A 16,630-nucleotide genomic window follows, 5' to 3' on the forward strand; every position below is an offset into this window, starting at 1 on the left:
CTCCCGACGTCGTGGACGCCCGCTGCAGCGCTCATACCCCCCAGGGTATTCCCCCGGGGCGGTTCCCGCGGGGTACGGTCGCGGTCGTCCCGCGGGGACACCACGGAGGTGGTCGGGGTGGTCAGGGTCGAGGGGCACTGGCGCAACCGCAGCTGGGTCGCCGCGCACTACCGGCACCCGATGCGGCCCGGCGCCGACCAGACGGTGCTCGTCCTGCCGCCCGCCTGGTCGGTGTGCATCGACCTGTCCGCGCACGGCGGACCGTTCCCCGCCGAGCCGGTGGACGGTCGCCCCCGCGCCACCGCTGCCCGCACCCCGGCCGCCCGCCGAGCAGTGAGGCGGCAGGATGGTGCGGTGCCGAAGCTGATCGAGAACGCGAGCCGGGTCACCGCCGCCGGGACCCCGCCCAAGACCATCGACGAGTACGTGGGCCGGGTGAACTCCGGCGACGACGCGGTGTCGGTCGCCCACATGCGCAGCCCGTCCGGCTGGGCCGAGCCCGGCCAGACCCCGGAGTTCGACGAGTACACCCTGGTCCTGCGCGGCGCGCTGCGCGTCGAGTACGACGGCGGCGAGCTCACCGTCGCCGCCGGCCAGGCCGTGCACACCGCCCCGGGGGAGTGGGTGCGCTACAGCTCGCCCGGTCCGGAGGGGGCGGAGTACGTGGCCGTCTGCCTGCCCGCCTTCGAGATCGGTGCCGCGCACCGCGACGACGAGGCCGGGAGCTGACCGCCCCGGCCGGAGCCGCGATCCGGTACACCGGGGAGGTGACGAACCGGACAACAGCACTCGCCGCACTCGCCGCCGCCGCGCTCGTCCTGTCCGGCTGCGGTGCGGCCGACGATCCCGGCGGCGATCCCGACGGCGCGGCGGGCCGCGACGTCCCGCGCGCCGCCGCGGCCTCCGACCTCACCGGCGTGCGCTGGCTGCCCGCCGACGGCGCTGCGCAGGGCCGCGCGTTCGCCGAGTTCGCCCCGGACGGCACCTGGGCCGGCTCGGACGGCTGCAACGGGCAGAGCGGCGAGTGGACCCTCGGCGGCGACGGCGCCCTGCGCGCGACGGCGGGCCCCAGCACCCTGATCGGCTGCGAGAACGTGCCGGTCGCGCGCTGGGTCTCCGGGGCCGTCCGCGTCGAGACCGACGGTGCCGCCCTGCTCCTGCATCCCGCGGCGGGCGAGCCCGTCCGCCTGGTCCCCGCGCCCCGCTGACGCCCCGCCCCGCCCCCACCTCGCCGACACGGCACCCCGGCCGACGCCGAGTCGCACGTTTCCGCCCCGTGCAGGGCGGAAACGTGCAGCTCGACGCCGGCCGCGACCGTCGAACGCCGCGGGACCGGGACGGGGTCAGCGGGGGAGCGGCAGCCAGTCCAGGACGTCGCGGATCCGGGCCTCCCAGTAGCCCCACTCGTGCTCGCCGGGGCCGAACGAGGAGGTCACGGCCACCCCGGCGGCCCTGGCCCGCTCCGCGAACCGCACCGACTGCGGGTGCAGCGGGTCCTCGGTCCCGGCACACACGTACAGGGCGGGCGCCGCTCCCGGGTCGAGTCGGTCGAGCAGCGCGAACAGGTCGGCGTCGCTCCCGGCCACCGGGGCGCCGTCGAAGATCCGTTCCCAGATCCGGGGGTCCTCCTCGCGCGGCGGACCCGCGGCCAGCGCGGCGAGGTCCAGCGCCCCGGACAGCGACGCCGCTGCCGCGAAGCGGTCCGGCTCGGACAGCGCCCAGGACAGCGCACCGTAGCCGCCCATCGACAGCCCGGCCACGAACGTCTCCGCCGGGTCGGCCGACACCCGGAAGAACCGCGCCACCAGCGCGGGCAGCTCCTCGGTCACCCAGGTGCGGTAGCGGCCGCCGTAGGCCTGGTCGGTGTAGAAGCTGCGGTGAACCTGCGGCATCACCACGGCCAGCCCCAGCTCGTCGGCGTAGCGCTCGACGGAGGTGTAGCGGGTCCAGGCGGTGTCGTCGTCGGACAGGCCGTGCAGCAGGTAGAGCACCGGCGGCGGGGTGTCGAGGTCGCGCACGCCGCCCCCGATCCGGGTCCGCGACGGCTGGGGCAGCAGCACCGTGACCGAGGTGGCCAGTCCGAGGGAGTCGGCGACGACGTCGCAGCGCAGCCGGGCCATCCGGCGATACTCGTCGGCGCGTCCCGGGCCGGTCAAGGCACACTCGGGTGGTGCACGTCCTCATGTCGACCACCGCCGCGCACGGCCACGTCCACCCGAACCTGCCGGTGATGGCCGAGCTGGTCGCACGTGGCCACCGCGTCACCTACCCGGTCCCCGAGCGGTTCGCCGAGGCCGTCGCCGCGACCGGGGCGACCCCGCTGCGGATCCGCACCGACCTGCCCGACCCGGCGAAGGGCGAGCAGTGGCCCGACGGCGGCGTCGCGGCGATGCGGCTGTTCTCCGCCGAGGCCCGCTCCGCCTACGAGCAGATCGCCGACGCGCTGCAGTACGAGCACCCCGACGTCGTCTGCTACGACGGCTCCGGCTGGGCCGGGCACGCCTTCTCCCGGGTCCGCGGCATCCCGCGGGTCGAACTGGCCCCGCACATGGTGGCCTGGGACGGCTTCGAGACCGACATGGCAGAGGCCTTCGCGTTCCTGGAGAACCCGGAGGGTCTCGCCTGGCGGGCCGAGCTGGACGCCTGGCTCGACGAGGTCGGCGCGGGCGTCGGGAACCGGGAGTTGCTCGGCCGGCCGGACCGCTCGGTGGTGCTGATCCCGGAGGCGATGCAGCCCGAGCTCGTCCGGGTCGACCGCGACCGCTACACCTTCGTCGGCCCGGTCATCGGCGACCGCTCCCACCAGGGGCTGTGGCCCAAGCCGAAGGCCCCGTTGCTGCTGGTGTCGCTCGGCTCGGCCTACACCGACCGACCCGCGTTCTGGCGGGACTGCATCGAGGCCATGACCGGCACCGGCTGGCAGACCGTGCTCGCCACCGGCCCGCACGTCTCCCCGGCCGACCTCGGCGCGATCCCCGACGACGTCACCGTCCGGCAGTGGGTGCCGCAGCTGGCGGTGCTGGCGCACGCGTCGGCGTTCGTCACCCACGCCGGGATGGGCGGCTGCACCGAGGGTCTCTGGCACGGGGTGCCGATGGTCGCCGTGCCGCAGGCCGTGGACCAGTTCGGGAACGCCGACCGGATCGCCGCGCTGGGGGTGGGGGAGCACCTGCCCGCCGACGCGGTCACCCCGGAGAGCCTGCGCGACGCGGTGCTGCGGGTGTCGTCGTCGGAGGAGGTCGCTCGCCGCTGCGCCGAGGAGAAGGCGACCGCCCGTGCTGCCGGCGGGGCCGCGGCGGCAGCGGACGTCATCGAGGGGCTGGTGCCGTCCGCACGGTGCGCGACCTGCGCGCTCGTCGGAGGTTGTGGCGGTCGCGGCTGAGACGTCCGTTTCTCGTTGATCCGTTCGGGCTACCGTCGGGCGTGGCGATTGTGGACGCAGCGTCGCCGGTGGCACGGTCTGGCTCTCGGTCGGGGGGCGGGCGCGTGCGCCCGGAGAGGTGGAGCCGGTGCGCAGGACGATCATCACGCTGCTCGTCGCCGTGGGGGTGACGCTCGGGACCGCCGGTCCCGCCGTCGCCGCGCCGGCGGCACCCGCGCCGCCCCCGCCGGGGGCGGGCATCGTCTGGGGCGCGTGCACCAGCCCGTCGCTGCAGCAGGCCAAGGCCGAGTGCGGTTTCCTGAAGGTCCCGCTGGACCACGCGAAGCCCGCCGGCAAGAAGATCGAGATCGCGGTCTCGCGGATCCGGCACACCGTCCCGCAGGCGCAGTACCAGGGCGTCGTGCTCGTGAACCCGGGCGGACCGGGCGGCCCCGGGCTGGGCCTGTCCCGGCTCGGCGCCGCCGTCCCGAAGAACGCCGGCGCCGCCTACGACTGGATCGGCTTCGACCCGCGCGGGGTCGGCACCAGCCGGCCCGCGCTCAGCTGCGACCCCGACTACGGCGGCTACGCGCGCCCGGACTACCGGCCGGAGAACGGCGCCGAGAAGGCGTGGCTGCCGAAGGCCAAGGCCTACGCCCAGGCCTGCGGGAAGGCCGGCGGCGAGCTGCTCGCGCACCTGCGCACCGAGGACACCGTCCGTGACATGGACCTGATCCGCCAGGCGCTCGGCGCGAAGCAGATCAACTACTACGGCTTCTCCTACGGCACGCTGCTCGGCCAGGTCTACGCGACGATGTTCCCGGACAAGGTCCGCCGGATGGTCCTCGACGGCGTCGTCGACCCCCGCGACTGGTGGTACCGGGCCAACCTGAACCAGGACGTCGCGTTCCAGCGCAACATCGAGACCTTCTTCGACTGGGTCGCCAAGAACGACGCCGTCTACCACCTCGGCAACACCGGTGACGCCGTCGAGAAGCGCTTCTACGCGCTCTACGACGAGTTCCGGAGGGCCCCGCTGGGTGGGAAGATCGGCTCCTCGGAGTGGACCGACATCTTCCTGCGGGCCGGCTACAACGTGGCGGAGTACACCTCCGTTGCCGACGCGTTCGTCGCGGGGGCGAAGAAGGACGCCGCGAAGCTCAAGGCCGCTTTCGACCAGGCTGGCTCGCCGACCGACGACAACAACTACGCCGTCTACCTCGCCACCCAGTGCACCGACGCCCCGTTCCCGCGCGACTGGGCCACCTGGAAGCGCGACAACACCGCCACCGACCGGAAGGCGCCGTTCGAGACCTGGGGCAACGCCTGGTACAACGCGCCCTGCCGGGAGTGGCCGGTGAAGCCAAGGCCCGCCCCGAAGGTCGCCGGGACGCTGAAGACCGGTCCGCTGCTGATCTCCGAGACCTACGACGGAGCCACCCCCTACGCCGGTGCGCTGCAGGCCCGGCGGTCCTTCCCCGGCTCGTCGCTGATCGAGGGCGTCGGGGGCCACACCCACTCGTCGTCGCTGTCGGGGATCGCCTGCACCGACGACGCGGTCGCCGACTACCTGCTCACCGGCGTGCTGCCGAAGCGGACCGGCGGGGACCGGTCGGACAAGCAGTGCCCGCCGCTGCCGCCGCCGTCCCCGACGACCGCGGGCAGCTGAGCGGGGCTCAGCCGGCGAGCAGCACGAGCGCCAGCGGCACCGGGACGGCGACCAGCGCCAGCAGCACCGCGTTCGCCACCCGGTACTCCCGCAGCACGGCGACGAACTCGCGCAGCACCGCGCTGGGCCAGTAGTAGCCGGCGGTCGGCGCCCCGACGGCCTGGGCGTCGATGCCCAGCCGCCGGGCCAGCAGCGCGGCCCGCAACGCGTGGTAGTTGCTGGTCACGATGACCCCGGGGCCGTCGCCGACCAGCGCCGAGCTGAACCGCAGGTTCTCCTCGGTGGTCCGCGAGCCGGTCTCCGCGGTCAGCACCGCCGGGTCGGCGCCGTGCGCCGCGGCCCAGCGGGCCATCGCCTCGCCCTCGGCGAGCCGCTCGTCGTCGCCCTTGCCGCCGGACAGCACCAGCCGCCCCGCGCGACGCCGGGCCAGCTCGTCCATCCCGGTCGCGATCCGCGACGCCAGCAGCGGTGGCACCTCGCTGCCGTGCAGCCCGGAGCCGAGCACGACCACCCAGTCCGCGGGCCGGTCGCGCACCAGCCACCGGTAGAGCCACGCGTAGCCGAGGAACGCGGCGAACTGGAACGCCAGGAACGCCGCCGCGAGCAGGCAGGCCAGCCACAGCGCGCGCAGTACGAGCGAGTCCAGCGCCAGCACCGGCCAGACGGCGACGAGCAGGCCGATGATCGCCAGGCCGGTGAGCAGTGACAGCGAGTTGCCGAGCGAGAGGCGCTCCCGGCGGAGCATGACCGCGCCGTTGAGGACGCAGAACACCGCGAACACCAGCGTGATCAGTGGCGACAGCACCACGGCGAGCACGAGCGCGCCGAACACCGGGTTGCCGCTCGACCCGGCGATCGAGAGCACCCACCCGAGGAGCACCGCCGTGGCGAGCAGCCAGTAGGCGTTGCCCAGTCGCCGGGGATCGCGCCGGATCCGCCGCACGGTGACCACCGTGACGACGACCGCGGCGACGACGGGCAGCACGACCGCGAGGACGGTCACGAGCAGGAGGAGGTTCGACTCGGACATCGACGTCGATCCTCGTCGCCGCCGCGCGGACCGGCCCCGGGCGGTGCGGACGGCCACCCGGTCGTGGCGGTCGGTGGTCGCGCCGGCGCGCCGAACACCGGGTCCGGCGACGGCGCCGCCCGGCGGTCGGGGAGGATGACCACACTGTGTCATCCCTCTTCGCCCCCACCGTCCGGGTGCCCGGTGGCCGCTTCAAACCGGACCCACCGGTCCCGGCACGCGACGTCGCGCGCGCCGACCGCCGGGTCCGCCGTGCGTCGGGGGTGCTCGCCGCCCTGGCGGTGCTGCTCGTCGTCGCCTGGTGGGTCGACGGCGGCGGCCCCGTCGGGCTGCTGGAGGGCGGCACCAGCGCGGTCGCCGAGACCGGACGGCTCTGTGGGCTGCTGGCGTCGCTGCTGCTGCTCGGGCAGGTGCTGCTCGCCGCCCGGATCCCGCTGCTGGAGCACGCGTTCGGCCAGCGGCACCTCATCGCGCTGCACCGCGGGACCGGCATCGCCTCGTTCGCCGGGGTGCTGGCGCACGTCGGTTGCGCGAGCTGGGCGCACGGCCCCGCCGGCGCCGGTCGTGTCCCCGCCGGCTTCTGGGAGCTGACCTGGACCTGGCCCGGGATGGCGGTCGCCTCGCTCGGGACCGTCCTGGTGGTGCTGGTCGTCGTGACCAGCGCGCGGTGGATCCGCACGCGGCTGCGCTACGAGTGGTGGCACCTGCTGCACCTGTGGGGCTACGCCGGGGTGTTCCTCGCGCTGCCGCACCAGCTGTGGGCGGGTCGGGAGTTCACCACCTCGCCGTCGCGGACGGTGTTCTGGTGGGGGCTGTGGATCGCCGCGGTGCTCGCCGTCGCGGTCTGGCGGGTCGCGGTCCCGGTGGTGCGGTCGCGCCGGCACCGGATCACCGTCGCCGCGGTGCTGCCCGAGGGCGACGGCAGCGTGTCGGTGCACATGACCGGCGAACGGCTGCGCGAGCTCGGCGCCTCGGCCGGGCAGTTCTTCGTCTGGCGGTTCCGGTCCGGGCGCGGCTGGCCCGCGGGCAACCCGTACTCGCTGTCGGCGCCGCCGACGGCCCGCTCGCTCCGGATCACCGTCAAGCAGCTCGGCGACGGGAGCGCCGCCGTCCCGAACCTGCGGCAGGGCACCCGGGTCCACATCGAGGGCCCCTACGGCAGGCTCACCCCGCGCACCCGGACCAGCCCGCGGGTCGCGCTGATCGGTGCCGGCGTCGGGATGACCCCGTTGCGGGCGCTGGCGGAGAAGTTCCTCAACGAGTCCGCGGACGTCGTGGTGGTGCACCGCTTCACCCGCGAGCCGCTGTTCGCCCGGGAGTTCACCCGCCTCGCCCGGGAGCGGAAGCTGCACGTCGTGACCTCGCCCGGGCCACGCCGTCGGTCGGGGTCGTGGTTCGGCGCCGACGCGCGCCGCGCGGACGACCTCGCCGCGCTCCGGGCCCGGATCCCGGACATCGCGGTGCGCGAGGTGTACGTGTGCGGGCCCGGCCGGTGGACCGCGATGGTCCGGCGCACCGTCCTCGCCGCCGGGGTGCCGGAGCGTCGCGTGCACGTGGAGAACTTCGGCTGACGGGCGGTCCGGGAGCCCCCGGGGTCAGGCGAGGTGGACGTACTCGTACTCGACGGGCTTGCCGTTGATCCCGTTCGACGGCGGCGCGATCCAGCCCGCGATCTTCCCGGGCTCGTAGACCGGGCGCATCAGGTTCTGCACGAACGTCCGGTCCGCCTCCGACGGCAGCCAGTCGTCCCGGCGGGACGCCCACACCTCGGACGAGATCAGGTCGCCCTTCGGGGTCAGCTCGTGGGAGGAGAACAGCCCCACCTGCCGGTTGAACCCGACGTGCGGGAGGTAGACGCGGTCGTCGAACCCGTTCTTCTCCAGGATGCGGTTCCAGCGCTTCAGCCCGGAGCCGCAGTCCTTCACGTACTCGTTGCGCAGGTCGAGGTTGAGCGCCAGCAGGGCCGGGACCTCGTCGGTGACGACGCGGCCGTCGCGGACCTGCTCCATGCCGTAGCCGTCCTCGGTCAGCACGTGGTCGTCGCGGCGCCGCTCCTCCTGCCAGCGGCCCTTGAGCCCGGCGGTGAAGTAGTTCGCGGCGTTGGTCGACTGCTCGGAGCCGAACAGGTCGAGGCTGACCGAGTAGTGGAAGTTGATGTACTTCTGGATCACGTCCAGCGGGATGCCGCCGTGCGGGGCGATGTCGGCGGTGTCGTGCTCGCGCATCAGCTCGCAGGTCCGCTGGATCACCCGGTCGATGCCGGTGGTGCCCACGAACATGTGGTGGGCCTCCTCCTTCAACATGAACTCGCAGGTGCGCGAGAGCGGGTCGAAGGCGGACTCCTTCAGCGTGCCGAGCTGGTACTTGCCGTCCCGGTCGGTGAAGTAGGTGAACATGAAGAACGACAGCCAGTCCGGGGTCTCCTCGTTGAACGCGCCGAGGATGCGGGGGCTGTCGAGGTCACCGGAGTTGCGCTGCAGCAGCGCCTCGGCCTCCTCGCGGCCGTTGCGGCCGAAGTAGGCGTGCAGCAGGTACACCATGGCCCAGAGGTGGCGGCCCTCCTCGACGTTGACCTGGAACAGGTTGCGCAGGTCGTAGAGGCTGGGGGCGGTCTCGCCGAGGCGGCGCTGCTGCTCGACCGAGGCCGGCTCGGTGTCGCCCTGGATGACGATCAGGCGCTGCAGGTCGGCGCGGTACTCGCCGGGGACCTGCTGCCAGACCGGCTCGCCGCGGTTCTCGCCGAACGCGATCCGGCGGTCGTCGCTGCGCTCGGCCAGGAACACACCCCAGCGGTACTCCTCCATCGCGACGTGCCCGAACTGCGCCCAGCCCTCCTTGCCGACGTCGACGGCGGTGCGCAGGTAGACGTCCTGGGTCGGCACGGCCGGGCCCATCGTCTTCCACCAGGTGAGGAAGTTGGGCTGCCACGACTCCAGCGCGCGCTGCAGCTTGCGGTCCCCGGCGAGGTCGACGTTGTTGGGGATCTTCTCGGAGTAGTCGATGCTCATGGCTCACACCCGATTGCGGTCGAAGTCGGCCCTGCGGCCCGTGCCGTACTTGCGCAGCGCGCCCTCCGGCCCGGAGGCGTTCGGCCGCACGAAGATCCAGTTCTGCCAGGCGGTGAGCCGGCCGAAGATGCGGCTCTCCATCGTCTCCGGCCCGACGAACCGGTGGTTGGCCTCCATCCCGGTCAGCGCGTCCGGCGACAGCGAGGCCCGCTCCTCGAGCATGATGCGGACCTCGTCGTCCCAGTCGATGTCGTCCGGGGCGTCGGTGACCAGGCCCAGCTCCAGCGCCTCGCCAGCGGTGAGGCGGCGCCCCACCTCCTTGCGCAGCACGGCGACGTGGTCGTCGTCGCCGTGGAAGCGGCTCGCCAGCCGGGACGGCCCGTTGGGCATCGGGAACGTGCCGAAGTTCGACGCCGTGAGCATGATCTGGGCCTCGTCGCCCTGCTCGTCGCCGTCCTCGTCGAGCGTGCCGTCGAGCATGTACTGGCGGTCGCAGGCCAGGGCCAGCTCCAGCAGCGCGCCGGCGAAGCAGGAGCCCGGCTCGATCAGCGCGACCAGGCTGCGGCTGGTCACGTCCAGGCGCTTGAGGGTGCGCTTGAAATAGTGCCGGATCTCGTTGACCAGCCAGTCGTCGCCGGAGTGCTGCTCGATGACGCGCTCGAACGCCAGCGCGTCCTCGACGTCGCCCCGGGTGCGGATCACCCAGGTGCCCAGCTCCGGTTCGTTGCTGCGCAGCCGCAGGACCAGGTCGTCGAGCTGGCGGGTCATGGCCAGCGGCCAGAAGTCCGCGCCGAGGGCGTGGACGCGCTCGATGCTCTCCGGGACACCGCCCGCGGGACCGTCGACGGTGATCTCCACGAGGTCGCGGTCGCGGTCGAACTCCGCCCGCACGTGCGGGTAGGTGATGCCGTCGGCGGTCTCGGTGCGCTCCAGCGGGGGCAGCTCGATCCTCTCGCCCGCGGGCAGCCGGGTCGACGCCGCCGCGGCCTCGACCGCCCGCTCGGACACCGTGGAGTCCCAGCGACGCTTCGGGATCACCTCGTCGACGAGCTTCCACTCGACGGCCTGCTTCCCGCCGAAGCCCTCGGGCTTCGTCGCGAACACGTCGGCGCGGTCCTTGCGGACGCGGCGCTTGTCGGTGACGCGGGTGAGGCCGCCGGTGCCGGGCAGCACGCCCAGCAGCGGGACCTCGGGGAGGGAGACGGTGGAGGAGTTGTCGTCGATCAGCAGGATCCGCTCGCAGGCCAGCGCCATCTCGTAGCCCCCGCCGGCGGCGGTGCCGTTGACGGCGGCGATCCAGGTCTGGCCGGAGTGCGCGGTCGCGTCCTCGATGCCGTTGCGGGTCTCGTTGGTGAACTTGCAGAAGTTCACCTTCCACGGGTGCGAGGACCCGGCGAGCATCCGGATGTTCGCGCCCGCGCAGAAGTTGCGGTCCTTCGCACTGGTCAGCACGACGGCCCTGACCTGCGGATGGGTGAAGCGCAGGCGCTGGGTGATGTCGTAGAGCTCGATGTCGACGCCGAGGTCGTAGGAGTTCATCTTGAGCTCGTAGCCGGGGACAAGGCCGCCCGCCTCGTCGACGTCGAGCCGCACGTACGCGACCCTGGGGTCGTCCGGGTCGATCGCGAGCTGCCAGTGCCGGTAGCCCGACGGGTCACGGTCGAAGTCCACCCGGGGGACGTCCGTGCCGGCGGCCGGGTCGTCACTGCTCATGGAGTCCACTCCTCCTCGCGTCGCTGCGACGCTGTAAAGACTACAACTAAGCGACGCTGCGACGGAAGAGTGTGGAGTGTTCGGGGTCACGGACGGTGTCGGTGCCGGTCCGTCCCCACGACCAGCCCGCGGTCGCCCGTTCTGCGAATCACACGGGGCGGCGTCCGGCGCCGTGCATGATCCACTCGTGAACCGACCCCAGCTCGCGGGCCTCGTGCTCGCCACCTGGCCCTGCCCCTGCTCGTCGGCTGCGCCGGCGCGGGCGGCGGATCCGCCATCGGCCCGACGGCCGACGCCCCCGCGGACGCGAACCTCTCGGTGCCGCCCTGCTCCCTCGTCCCCGACGGCGAGCTGTCCGGCCTCGGCCTCACCGGACGGGGGAAGGCCACCGGACGGCCCGCCCCCAGCTGCCGCTGGGACACCGCCGGCACCGGCGGGGGAACGACCGGGTTCTCGTACTCGATCCCGACCACGCTGATCGTCGCCGCGCAGCCCGGCGCCTACGACGCCGGTCTCGCCCAGCTGTGGGCCCAGGTCAGCACCCTCACCGAGGAGGCCCTCCGGGCGCCGCGCCGCGGTGTCGGAGACCGAGGGCACCTGCATGGCCGTCGTCGACGCCGGGTCGGGGGCACTGTCGGTGGTCGCGTCGGCCCCGACGGATCCCTGCGGCGCGGCCCGGCGGATCCTGGAGACCGCGTTGCGGACCGCCGGGACCTGAGTCATCGCCGGGGTCCGAGTCACCGCCGGGATCCGGGTCTCAGCCCCGGTTGCGCACCGCCGCGGACGGGACCTGCTTGCGCAGCTCACCCGTGTCGTTGCGGACGAAGCCCCGCGCGGTGAGCCAGCCGGTCACCGGCTCGGGATCGGGGTGGCCGTGCGGCACGACGTTGTAGAGGTAGTTCAGCCGCCGCCGGCCCGCCTCGGCCTCCAGACGCTCCAGCACGAACGAGCCGACGCCGCTGTGCCGGGCCGCGGGGGCGACCAGGACCAGGATCTCGGCGTCGCCCCAGCTGCCGTCGAGCCTGCCGTAGGCGACGGTCGTGCCGTCGGCGTCCTCGACGCGCCACCACTCGTCGCCGAGCGGATCGCCGTCGCCGGGCCGGCCGAGGCCGAACGACGCGGGGTCGAGCCCGTCGAGCACCCGGCGCTTGCGGTCGTCCCAGGTCGCGGGGGTCTCCGGGATCCAGTCCCACGTGTCCACGCGGCCTCCTCGCCGTCGGTGTGTCCGGCGAGTGAACCCCGGCGGGGCACTCCGGGTCGAGCGAACGTCCTACATCGAGACACCCCGGAGGGTCCTCAGACCACGGTCTCCGGGGTGCCGGGGTGGCCGGTGGCCCCCGGCAGGGCGGCGGCGTGCGCGCGCAGCCGGTAGCGCTGGATCTTCCCGGTGGGGGTCTTGGGCAGCTCGTCGACGGTGACCACGGCGCGCGGCCGCTTGAACGCGGCCAGCCCCTCGCGGCAGAACGCGACCAGCTCGCTCTCCGACGGCGCCGCCGCCGGGTCGCGGGGCACCACGAACGCGACCGGCTTGTCCAGCCCGTCGTCGTCCGGGATCCCGACGACGACCGCCTCCACGAGCCCCGGGTGCTCCAGCAGGCGGTTCTCGACCTCGCCGGGGGAGACCCAGATGCCCCCGACCTTCAGGACGTCGTCGGCCCGGCCCAGGCAGGTCCACGACCCGTCCTCGCCGCGGACGTACTGGTCGCCGGTACGCATCCAGCGGCCCTGGAACACTGCGCGGTTGACCTCGGTGCGACACCAGTAGCCGGTGCACACCGAGTCGCCCGCGGCGTAGAGCATGCCCGGCTCGCCGGGACCGTCGATGACGCTGCCGTCCGGTCGTCGCAGCTCCACCTCGTAGCCGGGGACCGGGAAGCCGGAGCTGCCCGGGACGACCTCGCCCGGCCGGTTGGAGATGAATATGTGCAGTGCCTCGGTGGAGCCGATGCCGTCGAGGACCTCGAAGCCGTAGCGGTCGAGCACACCGTGGAACATCCGCGCGGGCAGCGCCTCGCCCGCCGAGGCGCCGCGGCGCACGGTGGCGAACCGTTCGCGCGGCAGCTCGGCGGCGATCATCGGGCCCCAGAAGCTGGGGACGGCGAAGAACAGCGTCGCGCCGTGCTGCTCGACGAGGCGGGAGTAGTGCTCCGGGTCCGGCCGGGACGGTTCGAGGACCGTGCAGGCGCCGACCGACAGCGGGAAGAACATCGAGTTGCCGATGCCGTAGGCGAAGAACAGCTTCGCGACCGAGAGGCAGACGTCGTCGCTGCGGATGCCGAGGACCTGCCGGCCGTAGGTGTCGGCGACGAACCGGATGTCGTCGTGCCGGTGCATGGCGCCCTTGGGCTTGCCGGTCGTGCCCGAGGTGTAGAGCCACAGCGCCTGGGACTCCGGCCAGGTCGGGTGCGGCTCGGGCAGCGGGTCGGCGCCGTCGAGCAGCGCGTCCCAGGTGAGCGAGGTGACCCCGGTGACCAGCGGGTCCGCCCCGGTGAGCACCACGCGCTCCAGGTCGGGCGCCTGCGCGACGGCCTCGGTGAGGTGCGCGGCGAACGCCTCGCCGCCGATCACCGTGGTCGCCCGCGAGTCCCGGACGAGCACGGCCAGCTCGCGCCCGGTCAGCATCGTCGAGCAGGGCACGGCGACCGCGCCGGCCCACAGGGTCGCGAGGATCGCGGTGAACAGCTCGACGTCGTCGGGCATCACGAGCAGCACCCGCTGCTCGGGCCGTACGCCGGCCCGGCGCAGGGCCCCGGCGACGAGCCTGACCCGGTCGGTCAGGGCGGCGTAGGTGAGCGAGCCGTCGGGGTACCGGACGGCGGTGCGGGCGCCGTCCCCGGCCTCGACCCGGGCCGCGGTCAGGTGCGACGCGGCGTTGAACACCGGCGCCTCCTGCGCGCTGCGGGGGACGGGCACAGCGGTGCGGCGGGAATCGACGTTGTCGACGCTGACGACATCGGCCATGGTGGGTGGCTCCTGTGCCGGTTCGGGGAGCTGTGATGCTACACACATCCGACGGCGCGTCAACGGTCTGTAGATCGACGACGGCCCGGTGCGGGGCGGGCGGGGCCGGCTCCTAGGCGCCGATGAAGGTGGCGATGGCGGCCGGGGCGATCGCGTATTCGATGAGGATCGCGGTGCCGGTCGCGAACCCGCCCCACGGGCCGAGCGCGCGCCGGGCGAAGGTGTAGCCGCCACCCGCCGCCGGCAGCGCCGAGGACAGCTCGGCCATCCCCAGCACCATCGCGAAGTACATGGCGGCGATGACGACGCCGGCGATCAGCAGCCCGCCGAACCCGCCCTCGGCGAGACCGAAGTTCCATCCCGAGTAGTCGCCGGAGATGACGTAGCTGACGCCGAGACCGGCGAGCAGGACCCAGCCCGCCGCCCCGGTGCGCAGCCGTCGTCGCTCCAGGTAGTCCGACGGATCGTTCGCCATGGCGTCCTCCCGGGGCGCGTCGTCACCGACGGGGCGCGTCGGGTGTGGACAAGCTAGGGAGTCCGGCCCGGTCGCGGACAGGGCCGCGCGGGGTAAACGGTGTGAGGAATGTGTGTCGCCACGGGGGCGGTAGGACACACGATCGTCACAGTCGACGGGTACGGGACGGCCGACCGCGCCGCGGGGTCAGCGCTCGGCCGGCGGCGTGCGCAGCGCCGCGTCCACCATGTCCAGCAGGTCGGCCTCCAGGCGCTCCCGCACCGCCGGTTCCAGGTCCGCCGCCCACAGCGGTCGTCCGCCGATCCCGTCGGCGGCGGCGAGGACCAGCGTGCGCGTCGCCTCCGGCACCCCGTCCCCGGCGAGCGCGGCCTGCCAGCGCTCGTCGTCCACCCGGGCGAGGTCGAGGACCTCGGGCACCGCGAGCAGCTGGGCGATCAGGGTGAACCGTTCCAGGGCCTCGCCCTCGTCGACCGGTGCCAGGCTGGTCCGCACGTAGGCGCGCACCAGCCGTCCGGGGGTGCCCTCGGGTTCGTCGAGGTGGGCGTGCACGGCGTCCCAGAACGCGTCGAGCTCCATTTGCGCCAGGGCGACGAGCAGCGCGGTCTTGCTGGGGAAGTGGTAGACGAGTCCGCCCTTGGAGATCCCGGCCTCCCGCGCGACGAGGTCGAGCGTCGCCCCGATGCCGTGCGTGCGGATGGCGGACGCGGCGGCGTCGAGCACCAGCCTGCGAGTGTCCTCCGGGGACCGTCCGGTCGTGCGACCCATGCGTCCATCCTCCCGTCCGGTGCCGGCGAGACGGACACCACGTCGAAACTAAACCGGCCAGTCGGTACAGTTTTGCTCATGTACGCCGACACCACCACCCAGGGGCTCACGCCCCGCCGCCGCTGGGCGGCGCTCGCGGTGCTGTCGATCGCCGTCCTGGTCCTCGCGGTCGACAACACCGTCCTCTACCTCGCCGTGCCCTCGCTGACCGCGGACCTGTCGCCGACGGCGACCGAGATCCTGTGGATCGGCGATGTCTACTCCCTGGCCCTGGCCGGGCTGCTCGTCGTCATGGGGTCGCTGGCCGACCGGGTCGGCCGCAAGCGGCTGCTGCTGGTCGGCGCCGCCGCGTTCGGGGCGGCGTCGCTGTTCGCGGCGCTGTCCACCAGCCCCGCGATGCTCATCGTGGCCCGGCTGCTGCTCGGCGTCGCCGGCGCGACGCTGATGCCCTCGACGCTGTCGCTGATCCGAACCGTGTTCACCGACCCGGCCGAGCGGGCCCGGGCCGTCGCGGCCTGGGCGGCCGCGGCCAGCGGCGGCGCCGCGGTCGGTCCGCTGGTCGGCGGCGCGCTGCTGGAGCACTTCTCCTGGGGCTCGGTGTTCCTGATCAACGTCCCGATCATGGTCGTACTCATCGTGGCCGGGGCGTGGCTGCTGCCCGAGTCGCGCGACCCCGCACCGGGGCCGTTCGACCTGGTGTCGGCGCTGCTGTCGATGGCCGCGATCGTGCCGGTCGTGTGGGCGGTCAAGCACACCGTCACGGCCGGGATCGACGTCGCCGGCGTCGCCGCGCTGGCGGCCGGGCTCGCGCTGGGCGCGCTGTTCGTCCGTCGCCAGCGGCGTCTGACCGTCCCGCTTATCGACGTGTCGCTGTTCGCCCGCCCGGCCTTCGCCGGCTCGGTGTTCGCCGGGTTCATGGCCGTGTTCGCCCTCATCGGGACGCTGTTCTTCTTCTCCCAGTACCTGCAGCTCGTGCGCGGGTTCTCACCGCTGCAGGCCGGTCTCGGGGAGCTGCCGACCACGCTGTCGGCGGTCGCCGTCGTCGCCGTCGTGGGGCGGTTCTCCCGCGCGCTGGGGCTCGGCCGGGCGATCGCGGTGAGCCTCGGGCTGGTCACCGGGGGGCTGGTGGCAGTCGCGGTCGCCGAGGGCTTCACCAGCTACCTGTGGCTGGCGCTGGCCCTGGTCCCGCTGGGGCTCGGCGTCGGCCTGACCCAGACGCTGACCACCGACGCGGTCGTGTCGTCGGTGCCGCCGCGCAAGGCGGGAGCGGCGTCGGCCATCTCCGAGACGGCGCTGGAGCTGGGGGTCGCGATGGGCGTCGCCGTCCTCGGGTCGGTGGTGTCGCTGATCTACCGCGACCGCCTCACGCTGCCCACCGGGCTGGACCCGGCCGCACGGGCCGCGGTGACCGACTCGCTCGCCGCGGGCACGAACGCGCTCGACCCGGCCTCGCCGGTGCTCGACGGTGCCCGTGCCTCGTTCACCGTCGCCATGCAGACCACCTCGCTGATCGCCGCGGCGGTCACCCTGGCCGCGGCGATCGTCGCCTGGCGGACCATCCCGGCGACGGCCGGGACGGTCACGGAGGACGCGCCGTCGCGTCCGGTCACCCACCGGGGCGGAGCGCGCCGGGGGTGACGGGCGGAGC

General features: G+C 73.8%; 14 protein-coding genes and 2 pseudogenes. 8 read left to right on the forward strand and 8 right to left on the reverse strand.

What is annotated here, in order from left to right:
- The first annotated feature begins 117 nt into the window (after positions 1 to 117).
- Both XF36_RS33735 and XF36_RS05415 read left to right on the forward strand, forming a co-directional pair.
- Entirely contained in the window at positions 118 to 729 is a 612-nt protein-coding gene (locus XF36_RS33735; protein WP_238589132.1) for a cupin domain-containing protein, read from the forward strand.
- A 38-nt stretch (positions 730 to 767) separates the two neighbouring features.
- Positions 768 to 1,208, forward strand: a complete 441-nt coding sequence (locus XF36_RS05415; protein ID WP_060711144.1) for an META domain-containing protein — start codon at positions 768 to 770, stop codon at positions 1,206 to 1,208.
- 135 nt (positions 1,209 to 1,343) lie between these two features.
- On the opposite strand, the gene XF36_RS05420 is transcribed toward XF36_RS05415, so the two are convergent.
- Positions 1,344 to 2,156 carry an alpha/beta hydrolase gene (locus XF36_RS05420; protein ID WP_238589133.1) on the reverse strand — a complete coding sequence of 271 codons (813 nt, stop codon included), beginning with the start codon at positions 2,154 to 2,156 and terminating at the stop codon, positions 1,344 to 1,346.
- Positions 2,157 to 2,170: 14 nt separating this feature from the next.
- On the opposite strand from XF36_RS05420, the gene XF36_RS05425 reads away from it, so the two are divergent.
- Together XF36_RS05425 and XF36_RS05430 are read left to right on the forward strand one after the other, a co-directional pair.
- Positions 2,171 to 3,382, forward strand: a complete 1,212-nt coding sequence (locus tag XF36_RS05425; protein ID WP_238589134.1) for a macrolide family glycosyltransferase — start codon at positions 2,171 to 2,173, stop codon at positions 3,380 to 3,382.
- Positions 3,383 to 3,509: 127 nt separating this feature from the next.
- On the forward strand, positions 3,510 to 5,030 hold the full coding sequence (locus XF36_RS05430; protein ID WP_238589135.1) for an alpha/beta hydrolase: 1,521 nt from the start codon (positions 3,510 to 3,512) through the stop codon (positions 5,028 to 5,030).
- A 7-nt stretch (positions 5,031 to 5,037) separates the two neighbouring features.
- Here XF36_RS05430 and XF36_RS05435 read toward each other — a convergent pair whose 3' ends face one another.
- Positions 5,038 to 6,060, reverse strand: a complete 1,023-nt coding sequence (locus XF36_RS05435; RefSeq protein ID WP_060711147.1) for a YdcF family protein — start codon at positions 6,058 to 6,060, stop codon at positions 5,038 to 5,040.
- 146 nt (positions 6,061 to 6,206) lie between these two features.
- Here XF36_RS05435 and XF36_RS05440 point away from each other — a divergent pair, with 146 nt between their 5' ends.
- On the forward strand, positions 6,207 to 7,631 hold the full coding sequence (locus XF36_RS05440; protein ID WP_202968480.1) for a ferredoxin reductase family protein: 1,425 nt from the start codon (positions 6,207 to 6,209) through the stop codon (positions 7,629 to 7,631).
- Between the two features lie 24 nt (positions 7,632 to 7,655).
- Here XF36_RS05440 and boxB read toward each other — a convergent pair whose 3' ends face one another.
- Both boxB and boxC read right to left on the reverse strand, forming a co-directional pair.
- On the reverse strand, positions 7,656 to 9,068 hold the full coding sequence (boxB, locus tag XF36_RS05445; protein ID WP_020625593.1) for a benzoyl-CoA 2,3-epoxidase subunit BoxB: 1,413 nt from the start codon (positions 9,066 to 9,068) through the stop codon (positions 7,656 to 7,658).
- A gap of 3 nt (positions 9,069 to 9,071) precedes the next feature.
- Positions 9,072 to 10,781, reverse strand: a complete 1,710-nt coding sequence (gene boxC / locus XF36_RS05450) for a 2,3-epoxybenzoyl-CoA dihydrolase (protein ID WP_060711148.1) — start codon at positions 10,779 to 10,781, stop codon at positions 9,072 to 9,074.
- Between the two features lie 276 nt (positions 10,782 to 11,057).
- Here boxC and XF36_RS35455 point away from each other — a divergent pair.
- Positions 11,058 to 11,192, forward strand: a pseudogene (locus XF36_RS35455) (hypothetical protein); the annotation flags it as partial.
- 166 nt (positions 11,193 to 11,358) lie between these two features.
- A complete protein-coding gene (locus XF36_RS33740; RefSeq protein WP_168169460.1) occupies positions 11,359 to 11,499 on the forward strand; it encodes a hypothetical protein in 141 nt (46 codons plus the stop codon).
- A 39-nt stretch (positions 11,500 to 11,538) separates the two neighbouring features.
- Here the strand turns inward: XF36_RS33740 and XF36_RS05455 are convergent, their stop codons facing one another.
- The 4 genes and pseudogenes from XF36_RS05455 to XF36_RS05470 form a co-directional block, all read right to left on the reverse strand.
- On the reverse strand, positions 11,539 to 11,982 hold the full coding sequence (locus XF36_RS05455; protein ID WP_060711149.1) for a GNAT family N-acetyltransferase: 444 nt from the start codon (positions 11,980 to 11,982) through the stop codon (positions 11,539 to 11,541).
- Between the two features lie 95 nt (positions 11,983 to 12,077).
- Entirely contained in the window at positions 12,078 to 13,742 is a 1,665-nt protein-coding gene (locus XF36_RS05460) for a benzoate-CoA ligase family protein (RefSeq protein WP_082375184.1), read from the reverse strand.
- Positions 13,743 to 13,860: 118 nt separating this feature from the next.
- Positions 13,861 to 14,217, reverse strand: a pseudogene (locus XF36_RS05465) (ethanolamine permease); the annotation flags it as partial.
- 186 nt (positions 14,218 to 14,403) lie between these two features.
- The gene (locus tag XF36_RS05470) at positions 14,404 to 14,982 is read right to left on the reverse strand and encodes a TetR/AcrR family transcriptional regulator (RefSeq protein WP_060711151.1); all 579 of its coding nucleotides are present in this window, start codon (positions 14,980 to 14,982) and stop codon (positions 14,404 to 14,406) included.
- 78 nt (positions 14,983 to 15,060) lie between these two features.
- Here XF36_RS05470 and XF36_RS05475 point away from each other — a divergent pair, with 78 nt between their 5' ends.
- Complete coding sequence (locus XF36_RS05475; protein ID WP_060711152.1) at positions 15,061 to 16,620, forward strand: MFS transporter; 1,560 nt, start codon at positions 15,061 to 15,063, stop codon at positions 16,618 to 16,620.
- The last annotated feature ends 10 nt before the right edge of the window (positions 16,621 to 16,630 follow it).

The organism is Pseudonocardia sp. HH130629-09 (genome assembly GCF_001294645.1).
In the GTDB taxonomy this organism is placed as follows: Bacteria; Actinomycetota; Actinomycetes; order Mycobacteriales; family Pseudonocardiaceae; genus Pseudonocardia.